This window comes from Streptomyces sp. NPDC005722 (genome assembly GCF_040630935.1).
Classification (GTDB): domain Bacteria; phylum Actinomycetota; class Actinomycetes; order Streptomycetales; family Streptomycetaceae; genus Actinacidiphila.
On the sequence record NZ_JBEXYN010000058.1, the window covers coordinates 1 to 20959 of the forward strand.

General features: G+C 70.4%; 19 protein-coding genes. 5 read left to right on the forward strand and 14 right to left on the reverse strand.

The features are described from left to right. Window positions 1-353: 353 nt before the first annotated feature. The 11 genes from ABZ479_RS37265 to ABZ479_RS37315 all read right to left on the reverse strand — a co-directional run bounded on the left by ABZ479_RS37265 (window position 354) and on the right by ABZ479_RS37315 (window position 14237). Complete coding sequence (locus ABZ479_RS37265; protein WP_500465698.1) at window positions 354-1130, reverse strand: transposase family protein; 777 nt, start codon at window positions 1128-1130, stop codon at window positions 354-356. Window positions 1131-1314: 184 nt separating this feature from the next. Beyond that, entirely contained in the window at window positions 1315-1758 is a 444-nt protein-coding gene (locus tag ABZ479_RS37270) for a hypothetical protein (RefSeq protein WP_500465699.1), read from the reverse strand. A gap of 5 nt (window positions 1759-1763) precedes the next feature. Next, window positions 1764-2720: a replication-relaxation family protein gene (locus tag ABZ479_RS37275; protein WP_500465700.1), complete on the reverse strand. Its 957-nt coding sequence runs from the start codon at window positions 2718-2720 to the stop codon at window positions 1764-1766. Then, window positions 2717-5377 (reverse strand): type IV secretory system conjugative DNA transfer family protein, encoded by a 2661-nt coding sequence (locus ABZ479_RS37280; RefSeq protein ID WP_500465701.1) that lies wholly within the window; start codon window positions 5375-5377, stop codon window positions 2717-2719. Before ABZ479_RS37280 ends, ABZ479_RS37275 begins: the two co-directional genes overlap by 4 nt. Further along, window positions 5359-6021, reverse strand: coding sequence for a hypothetical protein (locus tag ABZ479_RS37285; protein WP_500465702.1), 663 nt, complete (start codon window positions 6019-6021; stop codon window positions 5359-5361). The genes ABZ479_RS37280 and ABZ479_RS37285 overlap by 19 nt, the downstream gene beginning before the upstream one ends. After that, window positions 6018-7142 (reverse strand): C40 family peptidase, encoded by a 1125-nt coding sequence (locus ABZ479_RS37290; protein ID WP_500465703.1) that lies wholly within the window; start codon window positions 7140-7142, stop codon window positions 6018-6020. Before ABZ479_RS37290 ends, ABZ479_RS37285 begins: the two co-directional genes overlap by 4 nt. Continuing rightward, the gene (locus tag ABZ479_RS37295) at window positions 7139-9592 is read right to left on the reverse strand and encodes a hypothetical protein (RefSeq protein WP_500465704.1); all 2454 of its coding nucleotides are present in this window, start codon (window positions 9590-9592) and stop codon (window positions 7139-7141) included. Before ABZ479_RS37295 ends, ABZ479_RS37290 begins: the two co-directional genes overlap by 4 nt. Before the next feature lie 349 nt (window positions 9593-9941). Beyond that, window positions 9942-12566, reverse strand: coding sequence for an ATP-binding protein (locus ABZ479_RS37300; RefSeq protein WP_500465705.1), 2625 nt, complete (start codon window positions 12564-12566; stop codon window positions 9942-9944). Further along, entirely contained in the window at window positions 12566-13096 is a 531-nt protein-coding gene (locus tag ABZ479_RS37305; protein WP_500465706.1) for a hypothetical protein, read from the reverse strand. Before ABZ479_RS37305 ends, ABZ479_RS37300 begins: the two co-directional genes overlap by 1 nt. Further along, window positions 13093-13437 carry a hypothetical protein gene (locus ABZ479_RS37310; protein ID WP_500465707.1) on the reverse strand — a complete coding sequence of 115 codons (345 nt, stop codon included), beginning with the start codon at window positions 13435-13437 and terminating at the stop codon, window positions 13093-13095. The genes ABZ479_RS37305 and ABZ479_RS37310 overlap by 4 nt, the downstream gene beginning before the upstream one ends. Next, window positions 13434-14237 carry a conjugal transfer protein gene (locus ABZ479_RS37315; RefSeq protein ID WP_500465708.1) on the reverse strand — a complete coding sequence of 268 codons (804 nt, stop codon included), beginning with the start codon at window positions 14235-14237 and terminating at the stop codon, window positions 13434-13436. Before ABZ479_RS37315 ends, ABZ479_RS37310 begins: the two co-directional genes overlap by 4 nt. Before the next feature lie 1535 nt (window positions 14238-15772). On the opposite strand from ABZ479_RS37315, the gene ABZ479_RS37320 reads away from it, so the two are divergent. Beyond that, a complete protein-coding gene (locus tag ABZ479_RS37320) occupies window positions 15773-16525 on the forward strand; it encodes an SDR family NAD(P)-dependent oxidoreductase (protein ID WP_500465709.1) in 753 nt (250 codons plus the stop codon). Between the two features lie 237 nt (window positions 16526-16762). On the opposite strand, the gene ABZ479_RS37325 is transcribed toward ABZ479_RS37320, so the two are convergent. From ABZ479_RS37325 to ku, 3 genes are all read right to left on the reverse strand, one after another. Further along, on the reverse strand, window positions 16763-17440 hold the full coding sequence (locus ABZ479_RS37325) for a nucleotidyl transferase AbiEii/AbiGii toxin family protein (RefSeq protein WP_500465710.1): 678 nt from the start codon (window positions 17438-17440) through the stop codon (window positions 16763-16765). Continuing rightward, window positions 17437-17829, reverse strand: coding sequence for a hypothetical protein (locus ABZ479_RS37330; protein ID WP_500465711.1), 393 nt, complete (start codon window positions 17827-17829; stop codon window positions 17437-17439). The genes ABZ479_RS37325 and ABZ479_RS37330 overlap by 4 nt, the downstream gene beginning before the upstream one ends. 237 nt (window positions 17830-18066) lie before the next feature. Then, window positions 18067-18825, reverse strand: coding sequence for a non-homologous end joining protein Ku (gene ku, locus ABZ479_RS37335; protein WP_500465712.1), 759 nt, complete (start codon window positions 18823-18825; stop codon window positions 18067-18069). 169 nt (window positions 18826-18994) lie between these two features. On the opposite strand from ku, the gene ABZ479_RS37340 reads away from it, so the two are divergent. The 4 genes from ABZ479_RS37340 (at window position 18995) to ABZ479_RS37355 (ending at window position 20946) form a co-directional block, all read left to right on the forward strand. Next, entirely contained in the window at window positions 18995-19162 is a 168-nt protein-coding gene (locus ABZ479_RS37340) for a hypothetical protein (protein ID WP_500465713.1), read from the forward strand. Window positions 19163-19333: 171 nt separating this feature from the next. Next, on the forward strand, window positions 19334-19528 hold the full coding sequence (locus ABZ479_RS37345; RefSeq protein ID WP_500465714.1) for a hypothetical protein: 195 nt from the start codon (window positions 19334-19336) through the stop codon (window positions 19526-19528). Between the two features lie 112 nt (window positions 19529-19640). After that, the gene (locus tag ABZ479_RS37350; RefSeq protein ID WP_500465715.1) at window positions 19641-19943 is read left to right on the forward strand and encodes a hypothetical protein; all 303 of its coding nucleotides are present in this window, start codon (window positions 19641-19643) and stop codon (window positions 19941-19943) included. Between the two features lie 622 nt (window positions 19944-20565). Continuing rightward, window positions 20566-20946, forward strand: a complete 381-nt coding sequence (locus ABZ479_RS37355) for an SDR family oxidoreductase (protein WP_500465716.1) — start codon at window positions 20566-20568, stop codon at window positions 20944-20946. Window positions 20947-20959: the final 13 nt, after the last annotated feature.

The window sequence follows — 20959 nt, forward strand, 5'->3', positions numbered from 1 at the left end:
GAAGACGTCCGGCGCCTGGCCCAGCGGGTCAACGTCTCGCGCTCATCGTCGCTCAGTACCAGCTCAGCCTTCGGCCGTCCCGTCCTCGCCATCCGACCATCATGCCGAACCATCACCAACTTACGCAGCGAATCAACGACTCAGGACACTAGGGCCCCTGTCGCGATGTCAGCGGCAGGGGGCCCTGATAGTGTCACAAATTGTCTCCGTTGGTGGCTCAGCTAAGCGGCCGCCGCCACGGTGACGGGCATGCTCGCGCAACGCCCGCCGCTCGGCAGTCAACCCGCCACCCTGCGCATACCTCATGACCGTGGTCTACCGCGACGATCACGACCTGTCAGCACCCCACGACATCACGCATTACAAGTCAGTGAGCTTTTCCAGCGTTGCCTCTCCAGGGTGAGGATGGCTTTGGCTGCTGACGACAGGCGGTTGGGGCTGCAGCGAGCGTGACGGAAGATGCGCCAGCGCTCGAGGGTGGCCATGCCGCGTTCGACGGGATACCGGAGCCGGGCGTGTGCGCGGTTCAGCGCTCTTTGCCGGGCGGTGTGCTCCTTGCGGGGTGGGCGTCGGGTTGGCGTCGCGAAGGTGCCGCCGGCACCGAGGTAGGCCAGGTCGGCCAGGGTGGGGATGCCGAGGCGGACGCAGGTGGCAACGATGTGATGGGTTCGGGCCGCGGTCAGGTCGTGAGTGCGGCCCGGAAGAGCGCGGGAGATCCATACGATCTCGCCCTGCGGGTCTGTGATGACCTGCAGGTTCACGCCATGGCGGCGGTGCTTGCCGGAATAGTCGGCACGTCCGTCGCCGACACGGTCGCACTCGGCGAGCGGGCCGTCCACCAGCACATACTCCGTATCCGCCTCGCGCAGGGCGCGGGTCAGGCCCGGCGCACGGCGGGCCAGGAGGTCGATGACCGCGTGCACATAGGCGTGGGCAGTGCCCACGCTGATCCGGAAGCCGGCCGCGATCTGCGCGAGAGTGTCGTGCTTGCGCAGGTACACCAGCGCGACCAGGGCACGCTGCGAAGGCCGGAGCTTGCAGCGGCGGTCACCCTCCCGGGTGACGATCAGCATCGTCACCCACTCAACCAGCGAGTGAGGCAGGTCCAGTGCGGCAGGATAGGTAACCAACGAGGCTCCCTGGCAGAAGAGCTGAGACGTCAGACATCTCGCTCAACCGCCGAGGAGCCTCGTCCGTTTCGCGCCGGTCTCCAACCAGCCGGCCGTCACCCGATCGGTGGCCCCGCTGAAAAGGCTCAGCAGTTCTCTAGCCGACGGGCCTCCGACAGTCGGCTCACCGACCGCCGGAAACCCGTCACTCGGCTCCCCCTCCAGCGGCCGGCCCGTCCCCTCCTTGATCTCCCGGCGACTGCGCCGTGGCGCTGCGAGGGTCGAGCCACACCGGTTCCTCCCGGACCGCCCGCGCATCACAGACCTCGGAGAGCAGGCCGTTCACGTCGTAGGTGGTGAAGGGCAGGTCGGCAACGGAGAACTCCGTCCGCCACGTCCCGCTGCGCGCGTCCTCGATTTTCAGCTTCACGATGTAGCCACAGACCACCAGGTTCCGCATCGCCTTGGTCAACGCCTCACGGCCCGGCCGGCGCTTCCGCGCCAGCGTCGCGACGGTGAAATCAGCCCCGTCCGGGCAGCGCAGCGCCACCGCGAGCAGCCCGACGTCCAGCACGCTCAGCCGCACATCGTCGACGGCCCTGTTGTCCAGCGCCACGAACCGCGGCGGCCGGCTCCGCAGCTTCTCCATGTCGCTTACAGGTCCATCCAGGAACGCCGCGTCTGGTCGCCCGCGAGGGGCGTCCAGACCGGGCCGGATGCCCCGTATTGTTCGAGGTCCTCCAGCACTGCCGCACCCAGCTGGACATGCCCGGCCAGCTGGGCCACCAGCGGGTGCCCCGCGACCATGGCCCGCAGGTCGCTTATGCGCCGTTGCAGGGCATCGGGCCCGGCGCCGGTGAGGACGAACAGCACGCGGGGGAAGCGCGGGTAGAAGCGCTGCCAGGCAAGCATCGCGTCCTGGTCGGCGACGGTGCCCCGACGCCCGGGCGGCTGTGGCACGTACTCGTGGAACCGCGCGTACGAGATCAGCTTTCTCGACAGGCGCTCGCTGCTCATGGTGGCCCGGTCGACCTCGACGAACGCACGGAACTGCAGCCTGCGTGGGGTGATGGCGGTGTAGTGAAGGACTGCGTCGGCGATCAGCCGGTCCTCACCGCCGGTGTCCGGCAGCCGGTGCGCGACCTCAGGCACCCAGTCCAGCGGTCCGTACTCATCGCCGCGCGCACGGGCATCGGTGAGAAACGCCAGATGCGCTCGCAGCACGGTGAGCGTGTGGGCTGCCCGCAGACCGGCATCGGTTCCCCCGGAGGGCGCCTGAACGGGGCGGCCGCGCAGCTCGGGCCAGGTCGCGACGACGCGGGCTCCCAGAGGAGTGAGGTACCACGCCCTGGTGCGGTTGCTGGCCGGCAGGACCGTGTAGGAGAGCAGCTTGTCCTCGCGCAGCGCGTTCAAAACGACGGAGGTGATCTGGCGCCTGCGGTCGGGAGCGATGAGCTGATGCACCTGCGGGGTCGTAGCGAGCCGGTGCTGTGCCATCAGCGCGAGGACCTGATGCGCGTAGGAGTCCTCCGTGCTGGGCTGGTTGTCTGATTCGGCGTCGTCACCGGTCGCTGTTGTAGCGAAGGCGTCGACCTCGGTTTCTGTGCTCATGCGAACAGCTCCTGCCGCGTGGGTGTGAGGGCGGTCGGCCCCGAGGAGGGGCCAGGCTTCGGTTCACCGGGTCCCTGGCTTCCAGTAGCGGGACCGCTTCCGGGTTCCTGGTTGGTGAGGAAGCTGAGGACGGAGATTTCGTGGGTGGAGGCGACAGCAGTCAGCTCCGCCAGGGGCTTGGCGCCGGTGTTGTCGTGGGCGGCCTTGAGTAGAGAGCCGCGCTTGCTGGGTCGGTACAGGTCCCGGAACACGTCGTTGAGCTCGGGGCCTCGAATCCGCAGCGGCCCGACGCGCTTGCCGCCCACGGTGAAGGACGCGAAGTGCTGGTAGCGGCCGAGCTCGGCCGCGTCAGCTGGGCTGACCTGCTCACCCCACTCGTCGGTGATGTACCGGACGGCCTCGACCGAGCCCGCCGTGGTCGACAGCGACGACGCGTTCTGCAGGAGGGCTGTGCGTACGTCTGGGCTGATGCGATGCAGCAGCTGCGTCATGCCGTGCATCCGCACCCCGAACTTCCGCAGCTGCTCGGTGATCTCAGCCAGCGAACTCGAGGCGGCCCCGTCCAGGGAGATCAGCTCGTCCAGATACAGCCGGAACGCCTTGCGGTCCCGCTCCGGGACATCACGTCGGGACAACCCGGCGCGGAGCATGTCGCGGACGATCATGGAGGTGAGCAGGCGGTCGGTGGGGCCGGTGCCGGCCGGGCAGATCCACACGACCTTGGAACGGTCCATGGCGTGCCGCATGTCGTAGCTGCCGGTGGGGGAGCCGAGGAAGGCCTTGATGACCGGGGACGCGGCGAGCCGGTCGATCGGGTTGAGGATGGTGGGCAGAGCATCGGCGGGGATCGCGGGGAACGAGGTGGCCCACCACCGCTGCGCCTCCTTGTCGATCCGGTTGACCGCGAAGGCCCGGAACATCTTGTCGGTGAGCAGGGCCCGGAGCTGGAAGATGGTGGCCTGGCAGTCCGCCTTCCCGGCCGCCACCGCTTGGACGTTGACGGCGACCAGCGCCTCCACGGCCTTGGTCAGGATCGTGATGGCACGCGGCGCGTTGGCGTCCCCCCACCCGAGCGAGGTCGCGAACGCGTCGACGACAGCGGCCGTCACCTCGTGCGGCGCCGCACCCGAGGTCATGCTGAGCGGGTTCCAGCAGGCCAGCCGGTCGGTGGGCTTGCGGACGGTGAGATCGAACAGCCACGCCCGGTTCATGATGGTGCCGTGGGCGAGGTACGGGGCGACGGTTGCCCAGGAGTCGCGGTGCGGGTCGATGAACGCGAGCCCGCCCCGGTTGTGTGCGACGGCGACGGCCTGGACCAGGGCGCGGGTGGTCTTGCCCCAGCCGGCCTTGCCGACCTGCACCTCGAAGAGGGTGTCGGCTTCCCGGGTGGCCAGCAGCCGCTCGGTGCCGTCCGCGGCGCGGTACCAGCCCTGCGGCAGCAGGTCCTTCTTCGGCTCGAAGCTGGGCATGTCCCCGGCCAGCAGCGGCAGCCGGGCGTGCATCGTCGGGGGCTTGAGGAGCCCGGCGACTTCCTCGATCCGCGCCCAGGAGTCCCGGCGCGGGTGGATGCGGCCGCTGGCCCACCGCTCGTCGAACCTCGGCCGCCACGGCCACCGGTCCGGCCCGAACCGCAACGGCCCCCAAGACCAGCCCACCGACGACAACCTGGTGCGCGCCGCGTACACGTCCAGCGCGGCTTCGATGTGCCGCAGCCGCCGCTCAGCCCGCCCGATCTGATCCGACGCGCACCGCACAAGCAGCTGCACCCGGACTAGGCCGGTGTCCTCCATCAGCTTGCCCAGCGCCTTCTCCCGGTCGATCCGCGGCGGCCGCGGCGACATCATCAGCCGCCGCCTGCTGGCGCGCTGATCCGGCGGCGTCAGCAGCTGCGCGAGCTGCCAGCCCCACGAGTCCTCCAACGTCGCGGCGTCCTGCGCCATCCACTGCGCCTCGCGGCGCGCTTCCCTGCGGGCGCGCTGCCGGGAGGCATGGACGACCTGCTGCCGGCGACTCTTCAGATGCCACTTGGATGCGGGGGAGATGTCCAGGCAGACCTCGGCGAGGTCGCCGAGGTCGGCACGAAGGTCGGCGACGGCGTCGATCAGTGGCTGCAGCGGGTCCGGCTCGAGGGGAACCTCCCGCAGCCGGGAGGCGGCCGTGCCGTGCGGGGCGAACACCGCCCGCACGGTGTGCGTGCGTTTCTTGTAGGCGATCGGCCGCGCGGGCTCGCTACGGACCCGCGCGTAAGGGGTCTGCTGCAGCAGATGCGCGGCCGATACAGGCGCCTCCACCCGGTACGTCAGCGGCCGGGTGCCGTCGGCGCGTAGCCGGATCCGCACCGTGCGGGCGTCGCGGGGCACCCACCACTTGCCTGCGGACGCGGCCCGGATCAGCTGGGCACCGAACCGCAGGATCTCTTCCTCGGACGTCTCGAACTGCCCGCCCGGCACCAGCTCGACGTAGGCGCGGTCCTTGAGCGCGCGCGTGGCCAAGTAGCGCCGCGCGACATCCCACGCGATCCAGCTGAACGCGGCGAGCATGCTCAGCCACATCGCGTTCGCCAGCACCCACACCAGCACGTGCCAAGCCCAGAGCAAGAGATCGGTGGTGCCGCTCCACAGCGGGCTGTCGGCGAGGATCACCGTACGGGACTCCATGACTCTCCCTTCTTGATCAGACGGATGGTCGCCGTGCGGCCGTCCAGGAATGTCCCGGCCGGGTCAGCACCCGCCCACACCAGCCGCACCACCACGCCCTCGGGGCGATCGGGGTCACGGTCGGCGACGGCGGCCTGGATCCGGAACCGGGTGTAGACAGCCGACGGCGCGGGATCGGTGAAGTAGCCCGGCCATCGGTCACGACCGGCGCCGGTGATGTCCGCGGCCCATACCGCCTTCGCCAGGGCGACCAGGTGCCGGCCCGTGGCCGGAGCCAAGTCCCCGGCCGCCGACCGGTTCATGGCGTCCTGCACGAGCGGGTCAGCCTCCGGTCCGGCGCCGGGTGGCGGATGCGCGCCGCCGGTGGCGGGCGCTCCGGTCCTGACGGCGGGCGGTTTGGTCGCCGTGACATGTCCAGAACGCGGCGACCTCGAAGGACGCGCGGCGGGTGCTGCCAACGTCGACACCGCAGGGCACTGGGAATTGGCCGACGGCTCCGCAGCCGCCGTCCGGGCAGCTGCCGCGCGGTGGCCTGGGCCCCCTGATGCGGAGACGGCCAGCAGTCCGGCACCGGTGATGGCCAGCACGGCGGCGATGGCGGTCAGCGCGGGTCCGGAAAGCCTGGATGACTGGCGGGTGTTCATACGATTCGTACTCCTCCGGCGTAGTCGGGCAGGGCAGTCAGAGGGTCGATCCGCACGCTGGTGCCGGGCTTGGGGGCGTTGACCATCTGTCCGTTGCCGAGGTAGATCCCGACGTGGTGGATCCCGGCATTGCTGCTGGGATTGGGGCCGTAGAAGACCAGGTCGCCGGGCCGAAGCGCTTCGTATCCGGCGGCGGCGGGGATGCGGCGGCCGACCGAGGCCTGGTCCTGCGCGAGGCGAGGGAGGCTCACGCCGACCTGCGCGTAGGCGTACAGGGTCAGACCCGAGCAGTCGAAGCCGACGACCTGGCGGCCGTCCTGATGCTGGCCGGGGGAGCAGCAGATCCCGGGGGCGGGCCCGGCCGCGTTGCCGCCGCCCCACGAATACGCCACACCCTGCTGGGCCAGCGCGGCGGCGATCACGGTCCGGGCATCACCGGTTGCGGCGGCGCCCCCACCGGTCGTGCCGGTCGTGTCGTAGCGGTGGATCGCGTTGAGGACGTCGGTGACATAGGCGGTGGAGTGGTTGTAGGAGAACACCGCGGCCCGCAGCTGGTCCTCGTCGGTGAGGTCGCGCCCGTCCCCGCACAGGTACGTTGCGGCGGCGAGAGCAGCATCGTCGGCGTTGTGCGGGTCGATGCGGCCGTCACCGTTCGCGTCCCGCCCGATCGTGGCGAAAGTGGCGGGCAGGAACTGGAACGGCCCCACGGCGCGGTCGTATTGCCGGTCGCCGTCCCAGCGGCCGTCATCGGTGTCCCGGATCGCTGCGGTGTTCCCGCCTGCGCCGGAGCCGTCCAGGCGCGGCCCGAGGATGCGCGGGGTGATGTCACCGCCCGGGCCGATCGTGTGCCCGGCGGCGTTGTTCGACTCGATGGCGGCGATGCCGGCCAGGACCTGCCACCGCATCCCCCGGCACCCTGGCGACGTCTCGTGCACCGCCTGGGCGCCGTGGGCGATAGCGGTCAGCATCCGGGCCGGTATCCCCGTTACGGCCGCCAGACCACTGCTGACCGCGGTCTGGCTGATCCCTGCGGCAACGATCGCCCCGAGCGGGCCCGCGCAGCACACCGCGGCCGCCACCATCAGCACGACCAGCCAGACCCCCCGGCGTACCGCCTTCACGACTCACCGCCGTGATCGCGGTCCCACTGCCAGTCAGTGCGCTGCGCCTCCATCAGCGCGTCGAACACCCGCCGCCGGTCGACGTTCGGACCGGTCTCCGGCAGCGAGGCACCAGCTGCCGGGTCCGCGCTGCGGCCGTCGCTGCGAGCGCCGAACAACCAGCCGCCCACGGCCGTGTCGCGGACGAACGCGCGGGTGCGCATCGCCGGGTCGTGGACGTCGATCGCGGTCGCCAGGCGCTGACCGACGTGGGCGGTGCCTCGCTGGATGCCGCGCCGAGCCTGGCCCCAGGCGTGGGTATCGTCCTGGACACGTCCCCGGGTGACCTGCAGCTGGTGCCAGGCATCCTCGGTGAAGTCGGTGATGTGCTGCCGGCCGGCCGCAGCCCGGCGGGGCAGGCCGAGCGTGGATCCGTAGGCGAACCGTGCCGTGTGCCGGGCGATGCGGTACCCGCGGAACCGCACGGCCCGGTTGTGGAAGCGGGTGCTCAGCAACGTCCGCTGGGTGTCCGGGTCGTGGAGCAGCACCCCGTTGCGGTCGACGACCAGGGCCTCGCCCTGGGTGACCGTGTTGCCCTCGCCGTCCTGCTCACCGGGACCGACGGGACGCCGCATCCGCTCCAGCGTCTCGTCGTCCGGGCGCTGACCGACCAGCGTGGCGTAGGCACCGCGCAACGCCCCGCGCATCCCGCGTACTCCGAGGGTGGCGGAGGTGATGGCCATGCCCAGCGGGGCAAGGCCGCGGCGGGCTTCGGCCAGGGCGTCGGTGGCCAGCCGGCCGGTGTCGGCTGGCATTCCGGTGCCGTCGGTCATCGCCAGGGCGTTGGACAGGAACCGCTGCCGGAGCAGCAGCGAGCCGTGCGCTGCGGAGAACCCGCCCAGACCCAGGCCGAGCCCGCCCCCACCGGAGCCGGACAGGTGGGCGCCGATCGCGGCGCCGAGCTCGCTGTTGTCGCCGGGCAGGTGGGTGCCACCGACCTTGGCGTACCGCATCCGCAGCGCGAGGCGCTGCCCGAACTGCGCGGTGGCGGCCATCAGGCGCCGGTGGAATGCCAAAGCTGCGATCGCGAAGGCGTCCAGCAGCAGCAGGCGTTCCACCATGAGGTCGCCGCCGGTGGAGGTGAGGAGCGCATCGATGCCGATCCCGAACATCGGGATGGCCATGGCGGTGGTGAACATGACCATCACCGAGGCCAGGAAGGTGCCGAGCCACCGCCATACGGCCATGCGGGACGGGCCGGGCAGCATGCCCCAGATGAACGTGATCCCGCCGACCGCGGCCGCCGCGACGTCGGCGGCTTGGGAGCTCAGCAGGATCAGGGCGAGTGAGACGGCCATGGCCGTGACGACCACGGCGGCGATGCCCAGCAGCAGGACCCCGCCGATCCTGTCCCACGACGGCGCGCGGGCGTAGTCGGCGGCCTGCTTGCCGACGTCGCCGGCGTCCTGCAGTTCGTCCAGCAGGGCGCTGAACTTCGCGTCCTGGGGGCTCTGGTCCAGCGGTGAGGTGGCGGTGTCGTTGCAGTAGTCCTTGGCCGGCCCCGGGATGCTGTCGCATGTGCTGGTGTCGCCGTGCTGGTCCGCGTCCGTGCTTTTGATCATCTTCAGGTGCGCGGCGTAGGCGGCACGGTTCTCCGGCTTGCCGTCGTCCAGCAGCCGTCCGTACTGCAGCAACTGGAACGGCTTGACGACCAGTGCGTTGGTCAGGGCGTCCTGCACGAACTTCGCCACGTCGGCCCCGCCGAGCGCGGTCGCCCCGGTGCAGGTGGCCGGTGCGGGGCGGTCCACACGGTCGCAGGCCGGACTGGCCGGACCGCTGGTGGGGGTGTTACCGAAGTAGGAGTTGCTGGTGATCGCCGCGAGTTCGAGGGCGGCCTGGTGGGTCTGGTCCAGCGGCCCCTCCTTGGCGAGGAGATAGTCGGGCCGGACGAAGACTGACGCGGCCAGTGCCGCGATCACCAGGGTCAGGAGGATCTCGCCCAGGCCGCGTCCGACCCTGCCGCGGGCGACCAGGATCAGCCCGAACACGAACGCCCACGCCAGCAGGACCCCTTCCAGGCCGATCGCACCGACCACGTGGGTGGCGTAGGCGTCGGAGACGGCCTGCGCGGGGCGGAGCATCGCGGTCAGCAGCGGGAACTCGAACGCGAACCCGATCAGCCAGCACGCCAGCCCGACCAACATCCGCACCAGAGAGAACAGCCCTCCCAAGACGAGAGTCTGGAACTGGCGAGTGACGTCGGTGATGTCGCCACCGTCGGCCCGCAGCTCATACCCGCTCAGGGGAGCGCCCTCGGACGTGGTGACGTCCAGCGGGGCCAACAGTCCCCCGCCGGCGGAGGCTGCATGGTCGGCGGCCGCCGCGACGGACGTGTTCACCGTCAAGAACACCACCACGAGCAGGGCCACGAAGCCCGCACAGCGAAGGGTGCCGCGGTCGAAACGCCTCATCGCTGCCCCCTGCGACGTCCGGCCCCCATCGCGAGACCGACGGCTGCGGCGATCGCCGCGGTGGAGAACCCCACCAGCCACAACCCCTGGGCCGACGTGCTCTCAGCACTGACGACCTGCGCACCGGGCCGTGGTTCGCAGTACGCTCGGGCCGGACCAGCGATCAGATCGCACGGACCGCCACGGTCGCTCTGAGCTGAGGCAGTCACCGTGCTGGTCTGCCCCACCGAGGCAGAGTCAGGGACTGCAGCCGCCGTAGGACGGGGGAGCGCCCAGGCTGCGACGATGCACGCGGTGAGGACCGACACCGTCGCCGCCACCAAGAACAGCCGTCCCCGGCTGCAGCGGTTCACCGTGAGTTCCCGGCGGCCGCCGGGGCGAGGTCCGCGCCGGGGGTGGTGAAGATGGCCTGTTCGATCCGCGGCACCGGCGGCACGTGGACCTTGATGCGGCCGACCTGCATGCGCGGGTCGCGCAGCAGCATCTCGCCTTCCCGGCCGGCTTGCCCGACCGGCGACAGCCCAGTGCTCACCAGTCGCACCAGGTCCTCGGACTCGCCGTCCAGGCCGAGGAACGCCAGGCCTTTGGCGGCGCGGGCGTGGTCGCTGGTGCGGGCCAGCAGCTTGTACGCCAGCAGACCCGCATCCGGGCCGAGTTCGTCGACGTCGTGGGCGCCGAGGACAACGCCTGCGGCGTGCTTGCGCCCGTCGTGGAGGATCTCGGAGACCAGCGCGGAGCCTTCCGTGCTCGAGGTGAGCCAGTAGCACTCGTCCAGTGCCATCGCGCAGAACCGGCCCGGGTCGGTGAACGCGGCCTGCCGGGCCAGCGCTGCGATCAGATACAGCACCGCCCGGCCGATCAGGGCCTCCAGCGGCTGCTGCCGCAGCACGTCGATGTTCCCGAAGGCCTCCTTCGGCGGCAGCGTGAGCCCGGCGGTGGTCACCACCACCATGTCGGCGCCGAGGTCGCCCTCGAGGGAGACCGGCGGAAGATCGGGGTCGAACACCATCGCGGCGAGAGGGTTCGCGGCGACGATGCTGACCAGGTCGGCCATGGTCGCGGCCGCGTCCCGGCGGGTGCCGGGCACCCGGTCGTCGGCGGCAAGCGCGGTCAACGCCCCCAGGACGTGGGCCATGGACGGCTCCGGTGCCGCGGCCGCGTGCTCGACGGCGTGATGCAACACGGCGCCGGCCGCGCTCATCGGCCCGACCCCGAGCTGCAGCGTCAGGTAGGACAGGGCGTAGTGGGCGCCGGTCCGGCCTCCGAACACCCGCAGTGGGTCGATCGACAGCTCGGCCTTCGCGGCGTCGATGACCTGGCAGCGGTCCCCGGCAGCGGAGCGGCCGAAGCCGGCCCACTCCTTGACCGGGGTGCGGTCGATGACGATCGCCCGCCCGCCACGATCCACCACCGAGCAGGTCAGCAGCTTCTCCACGACGCTCTTGCCGGCCCCGAGGTCACCGACGATCCCGACCGACGCGGACGCGTTGCGCTGCGGGGCGTCGGCGATGTTCAGCAGGACCGGGCGGATGGTGCCGCAGTCCAGATCCACCCCGAGCATCAGACCCGTGGGGTCACCCACAGACATGGAGGTGAAGGCACCCGACGCAGCCCAGTCCTGGGAGAGCTGGTGCTGGGTGAACTCCCGCACCACCGGCGGCCGCACCGCACCGGGCAGACCAAGAGCGAACAGGTGCTCCTGCATGCCGTGCGGGCGGATCGCCCGGTAGTCCGCCCCCGACAGCACCGCGGCCAGCGCCCGCGCCCGGGCATCGCACAGCACGGGGTCCTCGCCCCACACGGTCAGCACAGTCACCGACTGGACTTCGACCTCTACACTGCTGCGAGACAGCCGGGCGTCTACCTCCGCCAGGTCACCGGCGGCATGCGGAAGCGAGTGCGGCATGCCGGTCGGCTGAGCGCCGTACTGCTCGGCCTGGTCCAGCAGTTCCCGCTTCTTGCGCTGCACCTGCTGCTTTGCCCGGTCCGCGGGCACGATCTGCAGGTCGACCGTGAAGTCGACGGGGAAGTCCAGGCCCTCCAGCTGGGCCAGCACGTCCGAGGTGTCCACGGCCCGGGCGGGCGGCAGCTCGGCCAGCGCCAGGTGCGCCTGGTAGGCGGTGCCCGCCTCGCACTGGACCTGCAGCCAGCGCCGTAGCAGCGGCGAGGCAGCCTCATCGCGCCTCCACCACGGACGGCCTTCATCGCGGGGGCGGCGCTTGTTGCTCGTGATCGTCTGGTCCTCGCCGGTACCCGAACGCTTGGCGTCGCTGGGGGAGGGGCGGCCGCCTTCGGCAAGCCGGACCTGCCCGAGATCGGCGTAGGACGGGGATCGCAGCCGCCCGTCACGCACAGCCCCGCCGTACAGCACCGACGCCTCGGCGTCCGCGAGGAGCGGCTCGTCCAGGCCGCGGTGCAGTGCGTGCTGGACCATCCACACGATCTCCGCCGGGGACGCTGGCCGCAGCGCGAGACCACCGCCGAGGGCCGCCTGCACGCGCTGCGCACGCTCGGTGAAGTCAGTGACCTCCGCCTCCGGGACCGGTGCGGGAGGCAGGCCGGTGGCGGCCGCGAGTTCCGACCACATCGAACCGAGCGTGGCCGACAGCTCGTACCGCCCTCCCGGTGCGGTCAGCGGCACCGCCAGCCACAGGGTGCGTCGGTGGATCTCCTGACTGGCCAGCAGCTCCAGCGAAGCGGCCGCGACTTCGCGCCATGCCGGCAGGCGCTGCCAGTCCAGCCCGGTGACCATCTGTTCGGCGATCTCACCCGGGTCCACCCGAGCCGCCAGGCCGAACAGCCGCGGCGCACCGGCGAGGGACCGCACTAGACCGGTCACGCGCCCCAGCAGTTCATCCCGAACCCGCGCGGGGACGTAGCGGCCGCCCATCGGCGCCACCCGCCAGACCGCCCACACCGTGCCGGACGTCGACCACACCAGATGCCCGGCGATGTGCCGGAACGGAAGCCTCATCACACACCCCCCACGGTGCTGGTCTGCTGCAACAGCCGGTCCAGGCCAGTGGCCGGTCGCACCGGACTGGCCAGTTGGTTCGCCCTGTCGCCGCGGCGGCGAGAGGTCCGCGTCGTGCGGCTGGACGAGAAGCCGCCTGGCGTCAGGGCGGCCTCGATGACGAACGCGCCCGTCAGGCGGCTCGGGAGGCGGTCACGGGCGGCGCGGCCGCCGATCCGTCCGGCCGGATGCCGCAGCGCCAGCGTCAGCCAGCCCGCCGCGGCGGCGAATGGAGACCGGCCACCGATCTTCGCGCCACGCACCGCCCACACCGCGGCCCCCCACAGCACCACCGGCAGCGGACCCAGCCATGACCACCACGCAAACGTCTTGATCAGCCCCAGCGCGCCGACGACCATGACCACCAGCTGGGCCGGGGTGTAGGGGCCGAACGGCAGCGTGAAGTCGCCGAGCTTGCCCAGCACCCACGGGTGCCGGCGAGCCGAGGTGTAGACGCGAGCGACCTGGGCCCGCTCTGTCCCGGCGCTCACAGCACACGCTCCAGCGCCTCGCCGGGCTGCCGGTAGGGCGGCGGAGCGGGCTGGTCGGTGACCTGCCGCACGATGGTTCCGGCGCCCTTGGAGGGGTTGTTGATCTCGTCGGTGAACGCGTCCGAGAGAGCGTCCCGGGAGTGGTAGATGCCCATGCACAGCGCCAGCCCGATCAGCGCACCGATCGCGGCTCGCACGGAGAACTTCCGTGCGGCGGTGACCACCACGATGAGCAGCAGCACCGTCGGCAGGGCCATCTCCGCCCAGTCCCGAGCCGTGCCGAGCAGAGAGTTGCCGACGTCGGCGAACTGGCCGGCCAGCTGGATTCGTGTTGGGTTCATTGCGAACCACCCCCGGACGACTCCTTGAGACCGGGGGAGGCCTTCGTCGTGCCGGTGGGGGTGCCGGCCTGGACGGCGGTGATCTCCCATCGGCCGTCCCGAGCGGTCAGCGCGAGGGCGTAGCTCAGTGGCCACTGGTCACTGGCGCCGTCGGTCGCGGTGACGCCGGCCCGGACCTGGAGCCGCGTGCCGTCGCGCGGCACGGCTCCGTCGGCGACGTCGCGGTCGGCGGCGACATGGTCGACGACAACGGAGCGGTAGCCCGTGCCGTTCACCGCGGACAGCTTCGTTCCCGGCGACAGGTACCGGTCGACCTCGCCGACGCCGGTCAGGTAGGCGGCGAAGAACTCCTGCAGTGTGCCCGCCAGCGCGCCGTCCGTCGGCAACGCCCGTGTCAGCTTCCGCTCCGCGACCGGGGCCAGCACAGGTCCGGCGACCTCTGCCGGCGGCGCGGTCACCGTGAAGGAGCCCGTCCCGGCCGCTCCTGGGATGGACAGGACTGGCACGGCGAAGTACCGGACCGAGCTGCCAGTCGGCTGATTGCCCCTGGTGGGGGAGTGGTTCGTGTACTGGGCGGCGACGACCACCGACCACGAACTGTCGGCCAGCGCCCAGCTGCGCACCGCGACGGTCCGCTGGAGCGCTTGCGCAGCGGCCTTCCCTGACCGCTGCGGCAGCGCCACATCCGGCGCGAGAGCGCGGACGGCTTGCACAGTGCTGCTCTGTACATCGGCGCTGTCGCTGCGCAGCCATAGGTCGGTGAACAGCTCTGCGACACCGGCCGGGTCAGCAGTGCGCACCGGCGCCGATGCGGCTGGCCGGCTCTGCGCAAGCACTTGCGCTCCCGGTGGCGTTGCGCAGTGGGCGGCCAGTGCGAGAGGACCGGTGGCGAGCGCCGCCCAGACGCCGATGCGGGCCATCGACACCCCACGGCGGGTGGTCCGGAGAGTGCGCAGGGATGGACGCGGCGTGTGCAGAGGAGGCGAGTCGGCTGCTGCCTTCGCAGGCGGTTGGCGCTGAAGAGCTGGGGCGGTCATGGGCGGGCTCCCGGGCAGGGTAGACACAGGTGACGTCATCCATGAAGCCCGGTGGCACTCACCGATTCGCTCACCGATTTGGGGGGTCTGAGATCACGGTTCAGCGACAATTCCCCTGGTGAGTGGCGGTGTTGAAGGCGGTGAGTTGTCGGCGGTACTCACCGTCGCAGGTCACGGGACCGAAGCGGCAGCGAGCCGACCGATCGCCGTTGCGGCCACAGTTCGGGGTGGGCATTGGGCTGGCAGCGGACACGTACAACCGTCAGTGAAGGACTTGCGCGGGAAGGCAGGAGACGTCGCTCAACGGCCGAGCAGGGGCTGCGCAACGTGTCCGGGATGCGCTGATCCGGTCGTTGCGCAACGCGCACAGCGGCGGACCTGCGGTGAGCTAGATGCGCAGTCCCGGTGGGAGATGAGCGAGGACCGCGGTGAGGTCGGCAGCACCACGGTGGTGCTGGCGTTGCACAGGTCCTCGGTGGTGCCGCGACCGGAAGCGACAGCGAGCACCGGCACGCTGGTGGCCAGAGCAGCGTGAACGTCGACTGGGGTGTCCCTGATGAGCAAGGGCTCATCGGCATTCACCGGTTTGCCGAGGTCCTTGCCGAGGCCAGCAGGTCCCATTCATCCGCGTGACTGGCCAGGCTTCACGGCAGTACGACGGATTGTTCTTGTCCGCCTCAGTCTCGGCAGGTAAGCCGGACGCTGTCTCGCGTCCCGCGTGTTCAGACCATGCCACGTCGGCCCCCAGCTAATCGACTGGCCGCGATCATGCCGCAACTGGCTCGGGCTGCTCGCCGAGTCGGCCGCGTTCGAAGCAGGGTCCGGCAGAAGATGTCAGCCGCCACCCATCCGCTGCCTCTCCTCCCCACGGGGGAGCCCGGTCCCGCGGAGCCGGCACCGCAGGCGGAAGCGGCGGCCCTCCTGCCCGCTGCTGGGGGAGCGCCGCGCCCACCCTGTGCCCGTTCGATAAGGCGCAGGCCAGCAGACCCGCAGGGACAGCGAGGCACAACCGGGAACAGGCATGTCAGAGGCTCGGCGCCACGCAGTTTGAGGCCACCGGACGCGGCAGTGCGAAGCTCGGCCTGATTCGCCTCACCCACGCAGCCGTCGTCCCGTAGCCGCCACGCGGGCGCAGAGACTGCCTGCTCCGCGATCGCCCGAAATGGCCTGCCATACCTCACGGGTATGGGTGGTGATCGAATTTGTCATTGATCCCCGTGCAGGGCAGGACATCTAATCGCTGAGAGCGGATGCAATCCGATGTAATCCGGAATGCCGAAATAGATGGAGTACGTGAAATGGGTCAGCTCGACGGCAAAGTCGCGGTCGTCACAGGTGGCAGCAAGGGTATCGGCCTTGCCGCCGCGCGGCGCTTCGTTGAGGAAGGCGCGCACGTCTACCTCACTGCCCGCAACAAGGAGGAGGTCGACGAGGCCGTGGCCTCCATTGGACCGGCGGCGACCGGCGTAGCCGGTGACGTCACCAGTCTTGACGATCTCGACACGCTGTTCGCCACGGTCGGCAACGACGGCCGTCGCGTCGACGTTCTGTTCGCGAACGCCGGCGGCGGCGGGTTCGTGCCTCTGGAGGCGGTGACTGAGGAGCACTTCGACCAGGTCGTCGGACTCAACATGCGCGGCACGTTGTTCACGGTGCAGAAGGCCCTGCCTCTGCTCAACGACGGCGCGTCGGTCATTCTCGCGTCCTCTATTGCCGCCAGCTCGGCCATAGCCGGACTGGGTGTCTACGCCGCCACCAAAGCAGCGATCGTCTCCTTCACCCGTACCTGGGCCAGCGAACTCAAGGGCCGCGGTATTCGCGTCAACGCACTGGCACCTGGTTCGACGGACACCCCTGGTGTGGACGAGGCCGCTCCCCAAGGCGTCAGCCACGAGGACTTCAAGGCCATGCTGGCCGGCTCGGTCCCGCTGGGTCGCGTCGCGCGGCCTGAAGAGCAGGCCTCCGCCGCGCTGTTCCTCGCTTCCGGACAGAGCAGCTATGTCACCGGCGTCGAACTGCTCGTCGACGGCGGGCTCGTCCGGGCCGCCTGATCTTCGACCACTGACCGCGCTGGCGACAATCCGCACCTGCTCCCGACGAGGAACTGCCGACCGGGGCCGGCCCTCACCTGCGCAGTGTGAGGGCACTCTTGTCCGGCGTGGTGATCACCCGGGCGGGTATGGCCGACGTTCCGGGGGCTTGGCCATCCCAGGACGTGAACGACGGCTCAGCCAGTTGAATGGTCGGCAACCGCGATGCTGCTCCACGCCTGGCGAGGCGTGCGGTTGTCAGTCGGTCTCGGGATCGCCGGGATCCTGGAGAAGCCGGGTCGCCAGCTCGTCGGCCCACTGCACGGCCCAGGAGCGCAGTGCGGCAATGGTGGACTCGTCGAGGCCGTAGGCGGCGAAGGCCTCGTCATCGGTCCACTCGGCGCCGGCGAGGTTGGCCTGGAGATCTTCGCGCTCAAAGCGGCCCCGGGCGTGTCGGCGGCCGAACTCCTCCAGGTCGGTTGTGGACCAGCGGCTTGACGCGGCGAACACGTCGATCAGGTCACGGGGCGCGCCGCGGTCGCCGAGAGCGCGGACCTTGGTACCGATGACGTCTTCCTCGGCGAGGACGGGGCCGTAGGAGCTATGAGCGACCGGGCGCCAGAAGATCTCTTTGAGGACGTCGACCTCGCATTCTTGTCCTGTGTCGGGGTCGGACACGGTGAAGCGGGCGGAGAGTGGGGCGATCTCCAGCTGCTGGACCCGCCAGCCCTGCGCCTCTAGCCCAGCACGGAGCGTGACCGCGATGTCGCTCATGGGCTCCGGGCTTTGCGTGGCCACGTCGAGATCTTGGCTGGGACGGTTGACGAGACGGTGCGCTCGGACGGCGTATCCGCCGGTGAGTACCAGCGGATACGGAGAGCCGAGGGCGAGGACGTCGGCCAGGAGCCGCCTGTGCAGCTCTGGCATGTCTGTCATGCGGCGGCTCGGGCGCGGGCGGCGAGCTGTGGGAAGGCGTCCTCCCAGACGGTACGCACGGTCCGTCCGACGAGGGTGCGCAGGACCGGCCACATCTGCAGGAGAAGATCTCCGTTGAGGTAGAGGGGCAGGTCGTCGCGCAGCCCGTCGTGCAGGACGGTGCGGTACAGGCCCATGCGCTGGCGGGGTTTTTCCATGTCGTAGGAAGTCATCCCTGACCAGGCGATATGCAGTGGCAGATCCACGGTCCCGCCGGTGGGGCCGTGGAGCCCGTCCAGCGACGTCGGCAGACGCTTACGGAACTTCTCCCGATACAGCGCGAGGTCCTCGGCGTACGCGCCGGACTGGTCTGCGGTCCCGGACACCGGGGGGTGCGAGCTGGCTGCCATACGTCTCATTATGGCGGGCGGTCCGTGCGGCCAGGAGCTGCACCGGTGAATGTCAGCGGTCATAGCCGGAGATTCATCACCGGCCGGGTGAGCGGTATGACGGTGACTACAGGAAAATCCGCAGCGTCGCCTGTCGGTTCCCGTTGCGGCAGGCAGTGGACGAGTGGACGTCCGGCGGTGGTAGCGCCGCCCAGGTCAGATATGACCTGGCGTGACATATCCGCTCGCGGCCCCCGGTCACTCTCGGCGCGCCGCGGCGATGCTGGCCTCGAGTGCAGCCATCAGGTTGACGACCTCCACCGGCTCGGTCGGTTCCTCCACCTCGACCCCGGCCACCTTCGCCGCCACCAACTGTTCCAGCGCCGCGGCGTACCCGTCGTGAAGCTCATGGATCTCGACGCCCGCCAAGGCGTCCATGAGGAGCTCGGCGAGCTCGAGCTCCCGCTCCGTGACCGGGACCGCGCTCGACAGGTCGTCCGGCTCCCGGATCTCCTCCGGCCAGAGCAGCGTGTGCAGGACGAGCATCCCGTGACGCGGCCGGAGCACCGCCAGGCGCTCCCTTGTCCGCAGCGTCACCTTCGCCACGGCGACCGTGCCATGCCGTGCGAGGGCCTCGACGAGCAGCGCGTACGGACGCTGCCCCGGTTCGCCGGCGGCACCCACCCAGTACGGCTTCGCGTACAGGACCGGGTCGACGTCGCGCTCGTCGACGAATCCGAGGACCTCGACCGTTTTCCTCGTTGGGAGGGGGAGCGCGGCCAGGTCCTCGTCGAGGAGCACCACTGTCCGGCCGTCCGGCCGCTCCCAGCCGCGCGCGATCTCCGACTGCGGGACTTCGACGTCCTCGCGCTCACACACCGGCCGGTGCCGGATGCGCGCCCCGTCGGCCGCGTGGACCTGATGGAATCCGCTGCCGTGCTCCTCGGTCGCGGAGTAGAGGTGGACGGGCAGTGTGACCAGGCCAAAGGATACGTAGCCGGTCCAGATCGCGCGCATACCGACAGCGTTAAATGCGGGGCGGTTCGGCGCGCGGTGAGTTACTCCGGCGTAGTGGTTTCCCGGGCCTGCCCGGGGCAAGGCGCTCTACTGGGACCACCGCCCAATCCATCGGGGGGTGGCGGTGGCCCCCCGCCCTCGCGGAGATGCGTCGAGGAGGTGCTTGGAAATGGTGCTTTTTCTGCTGCTTGTCATCGCAGCGATCATCCTGGGTTTGATCGGCGCGGTCGCCCATGGGCTGTTCTATCTCTTGATCATCGGCGTCGTGGTCCTCGTGCTCGACCTCGTCTACATCGTCGCGAGGGGGCGTCACAGGCGTCAGAGTGTGCTCCGCTGAGGGACACCTCCCATGGGTCGCCCGCTGTTGTCGTCCCGTTCAGCTTGGCGTCTGTCCGGCCAGGTGCCTCTGGGCGGATCGGACGCCTTGTGGAAGTGCGGCCTCGCCCCTTGGACGTGCCGCACACAGACGGCGGGGCTGCTCTCACTGGTACATCGGCGAGGAGGTTACATGGAAGACAACGCCCGCATGCACCGGCCCGGCGAGAAAGTCCCCGCCATCGGTATCTACGAATGCACCTGCGGACAAGGCCACCGCTTCACCAGCACGGACGTGCAGGGCCACACCTTCCCGCCGGTCCCCCAGGAGTGCTCCGGGGCCGGCTGGCACCTCCTGACGCCCGCCCACGCGGAGCGCAGCCCGTAACCCTTCAAGAAGCGACCCGCCTGACTGTGCGGGGCCAAGGCAAGCGGTCAGGCGGGCTCCAGACACGGTCCCGCCAAAGACTGACCCGCCTGCCGCGGCGGGACCGCCACCCTTGGCAACGACCATGTTCATCAACAGCATCACCGCCCGCCGGGTCGCCGCAACCGCTCTCGCGGCACCCCTCCTCGCGCTCGTCGGGGTCGGCACGGCCGCCGCCGCGCCACAGCAGACCACCACCTCCACCCAGCAGTCCGTCATCGCCCACGGTGGTTGCTGGGGGTACGGCTGCGGTTACGGCGGCTACGGCTATGGCGGCTACGGATTCGGACCCGGGTTCGGGTACGGCCCCGGCTACGGCTACGGACCCGGCTACGGCTACGGCGGCAACGGCGGCGTCATAGTCATACTGGGGTAACCGCGAACACGGAAGGTGAGGCCCTGCCCTACGCATCCCTCCTTGGGCTGTCCTCTTGATCATGGGAGAGGGCGGCACAGGCTTCATTCGCCGAGGAACCGCCCCCTCGCGGCTCCGTTGCTGCCATCTCCATCCGGGCTGTCTGCCCGGCCAGGATGCCCATGGGGCGGTTGAGGTGCAGTGTGGAAGTGCGGCCTCGTCCAAGCGGAACGAGATTCAGCCCTCAAGGACGGGGTCGCCCCAGAACGCGGTCCCGTCGAACGCTCTGCCCGAGCCCCGGCGGGACCGCCTATGGACGCGGCTCTGCCTTGCTTCCCTTGGCTCTGGTGGGGTGGGGTCGCTCATGCGCCCGTCTGGCCGTGCGGGGCAAAGCTGCGGCTGGGCGGGCCCGCGAACGCGGCCCCGCCGAAAACATGACCCGCCCGCCGCGGCGGGGCCGCTCGTCACCCGTGTGCGCTCCTCAACTTGTGGGCCCGCGTCGGCAGGCGGAGCGTGTGCAGAGGCACAAGGACCGTCCCCTCCCACCGGACGTCCCTCGGCCGAGAGCTGGGCCCTTGCCGTGCGAGAGGCGGGGGCCCTTCTCTTTGCGCTACACCGGGCGCGGCGAGGCTAGGTAGCGCGCATGCAGCTGGTCGAGGCGGCCACCGCACGCGGCGTCGCCGACCAGATCAACACCTCGTCGAGCGCCGCGCAGAACCTCCACCGACCTTCGCCGTCTATGCCGGCACCAAAGGCGTTCGTCTCCCACCTGCCGAAGCACCTCCGGGTGGAGCTGGGCCCGAAGAACGTGCGGGTCTCCGCAATCGAGCCCGGCATCGTGGGCACGGAACTGCAGGACTACGTCACCGACCCCGGCGCCGGCGCCTGGCTGGAGGGCTCGAAGGAGACCATCGACTGGCTCCAGTCGGACGACATCGCGCGGACGGTCGGCTTCATCGCCTCTCTGCCGCCGCGAGTCAACCTCCCGCAGGTCTTCATCATGCCGACAGCCCAACCCAGCTGACAACGGGCAGCGG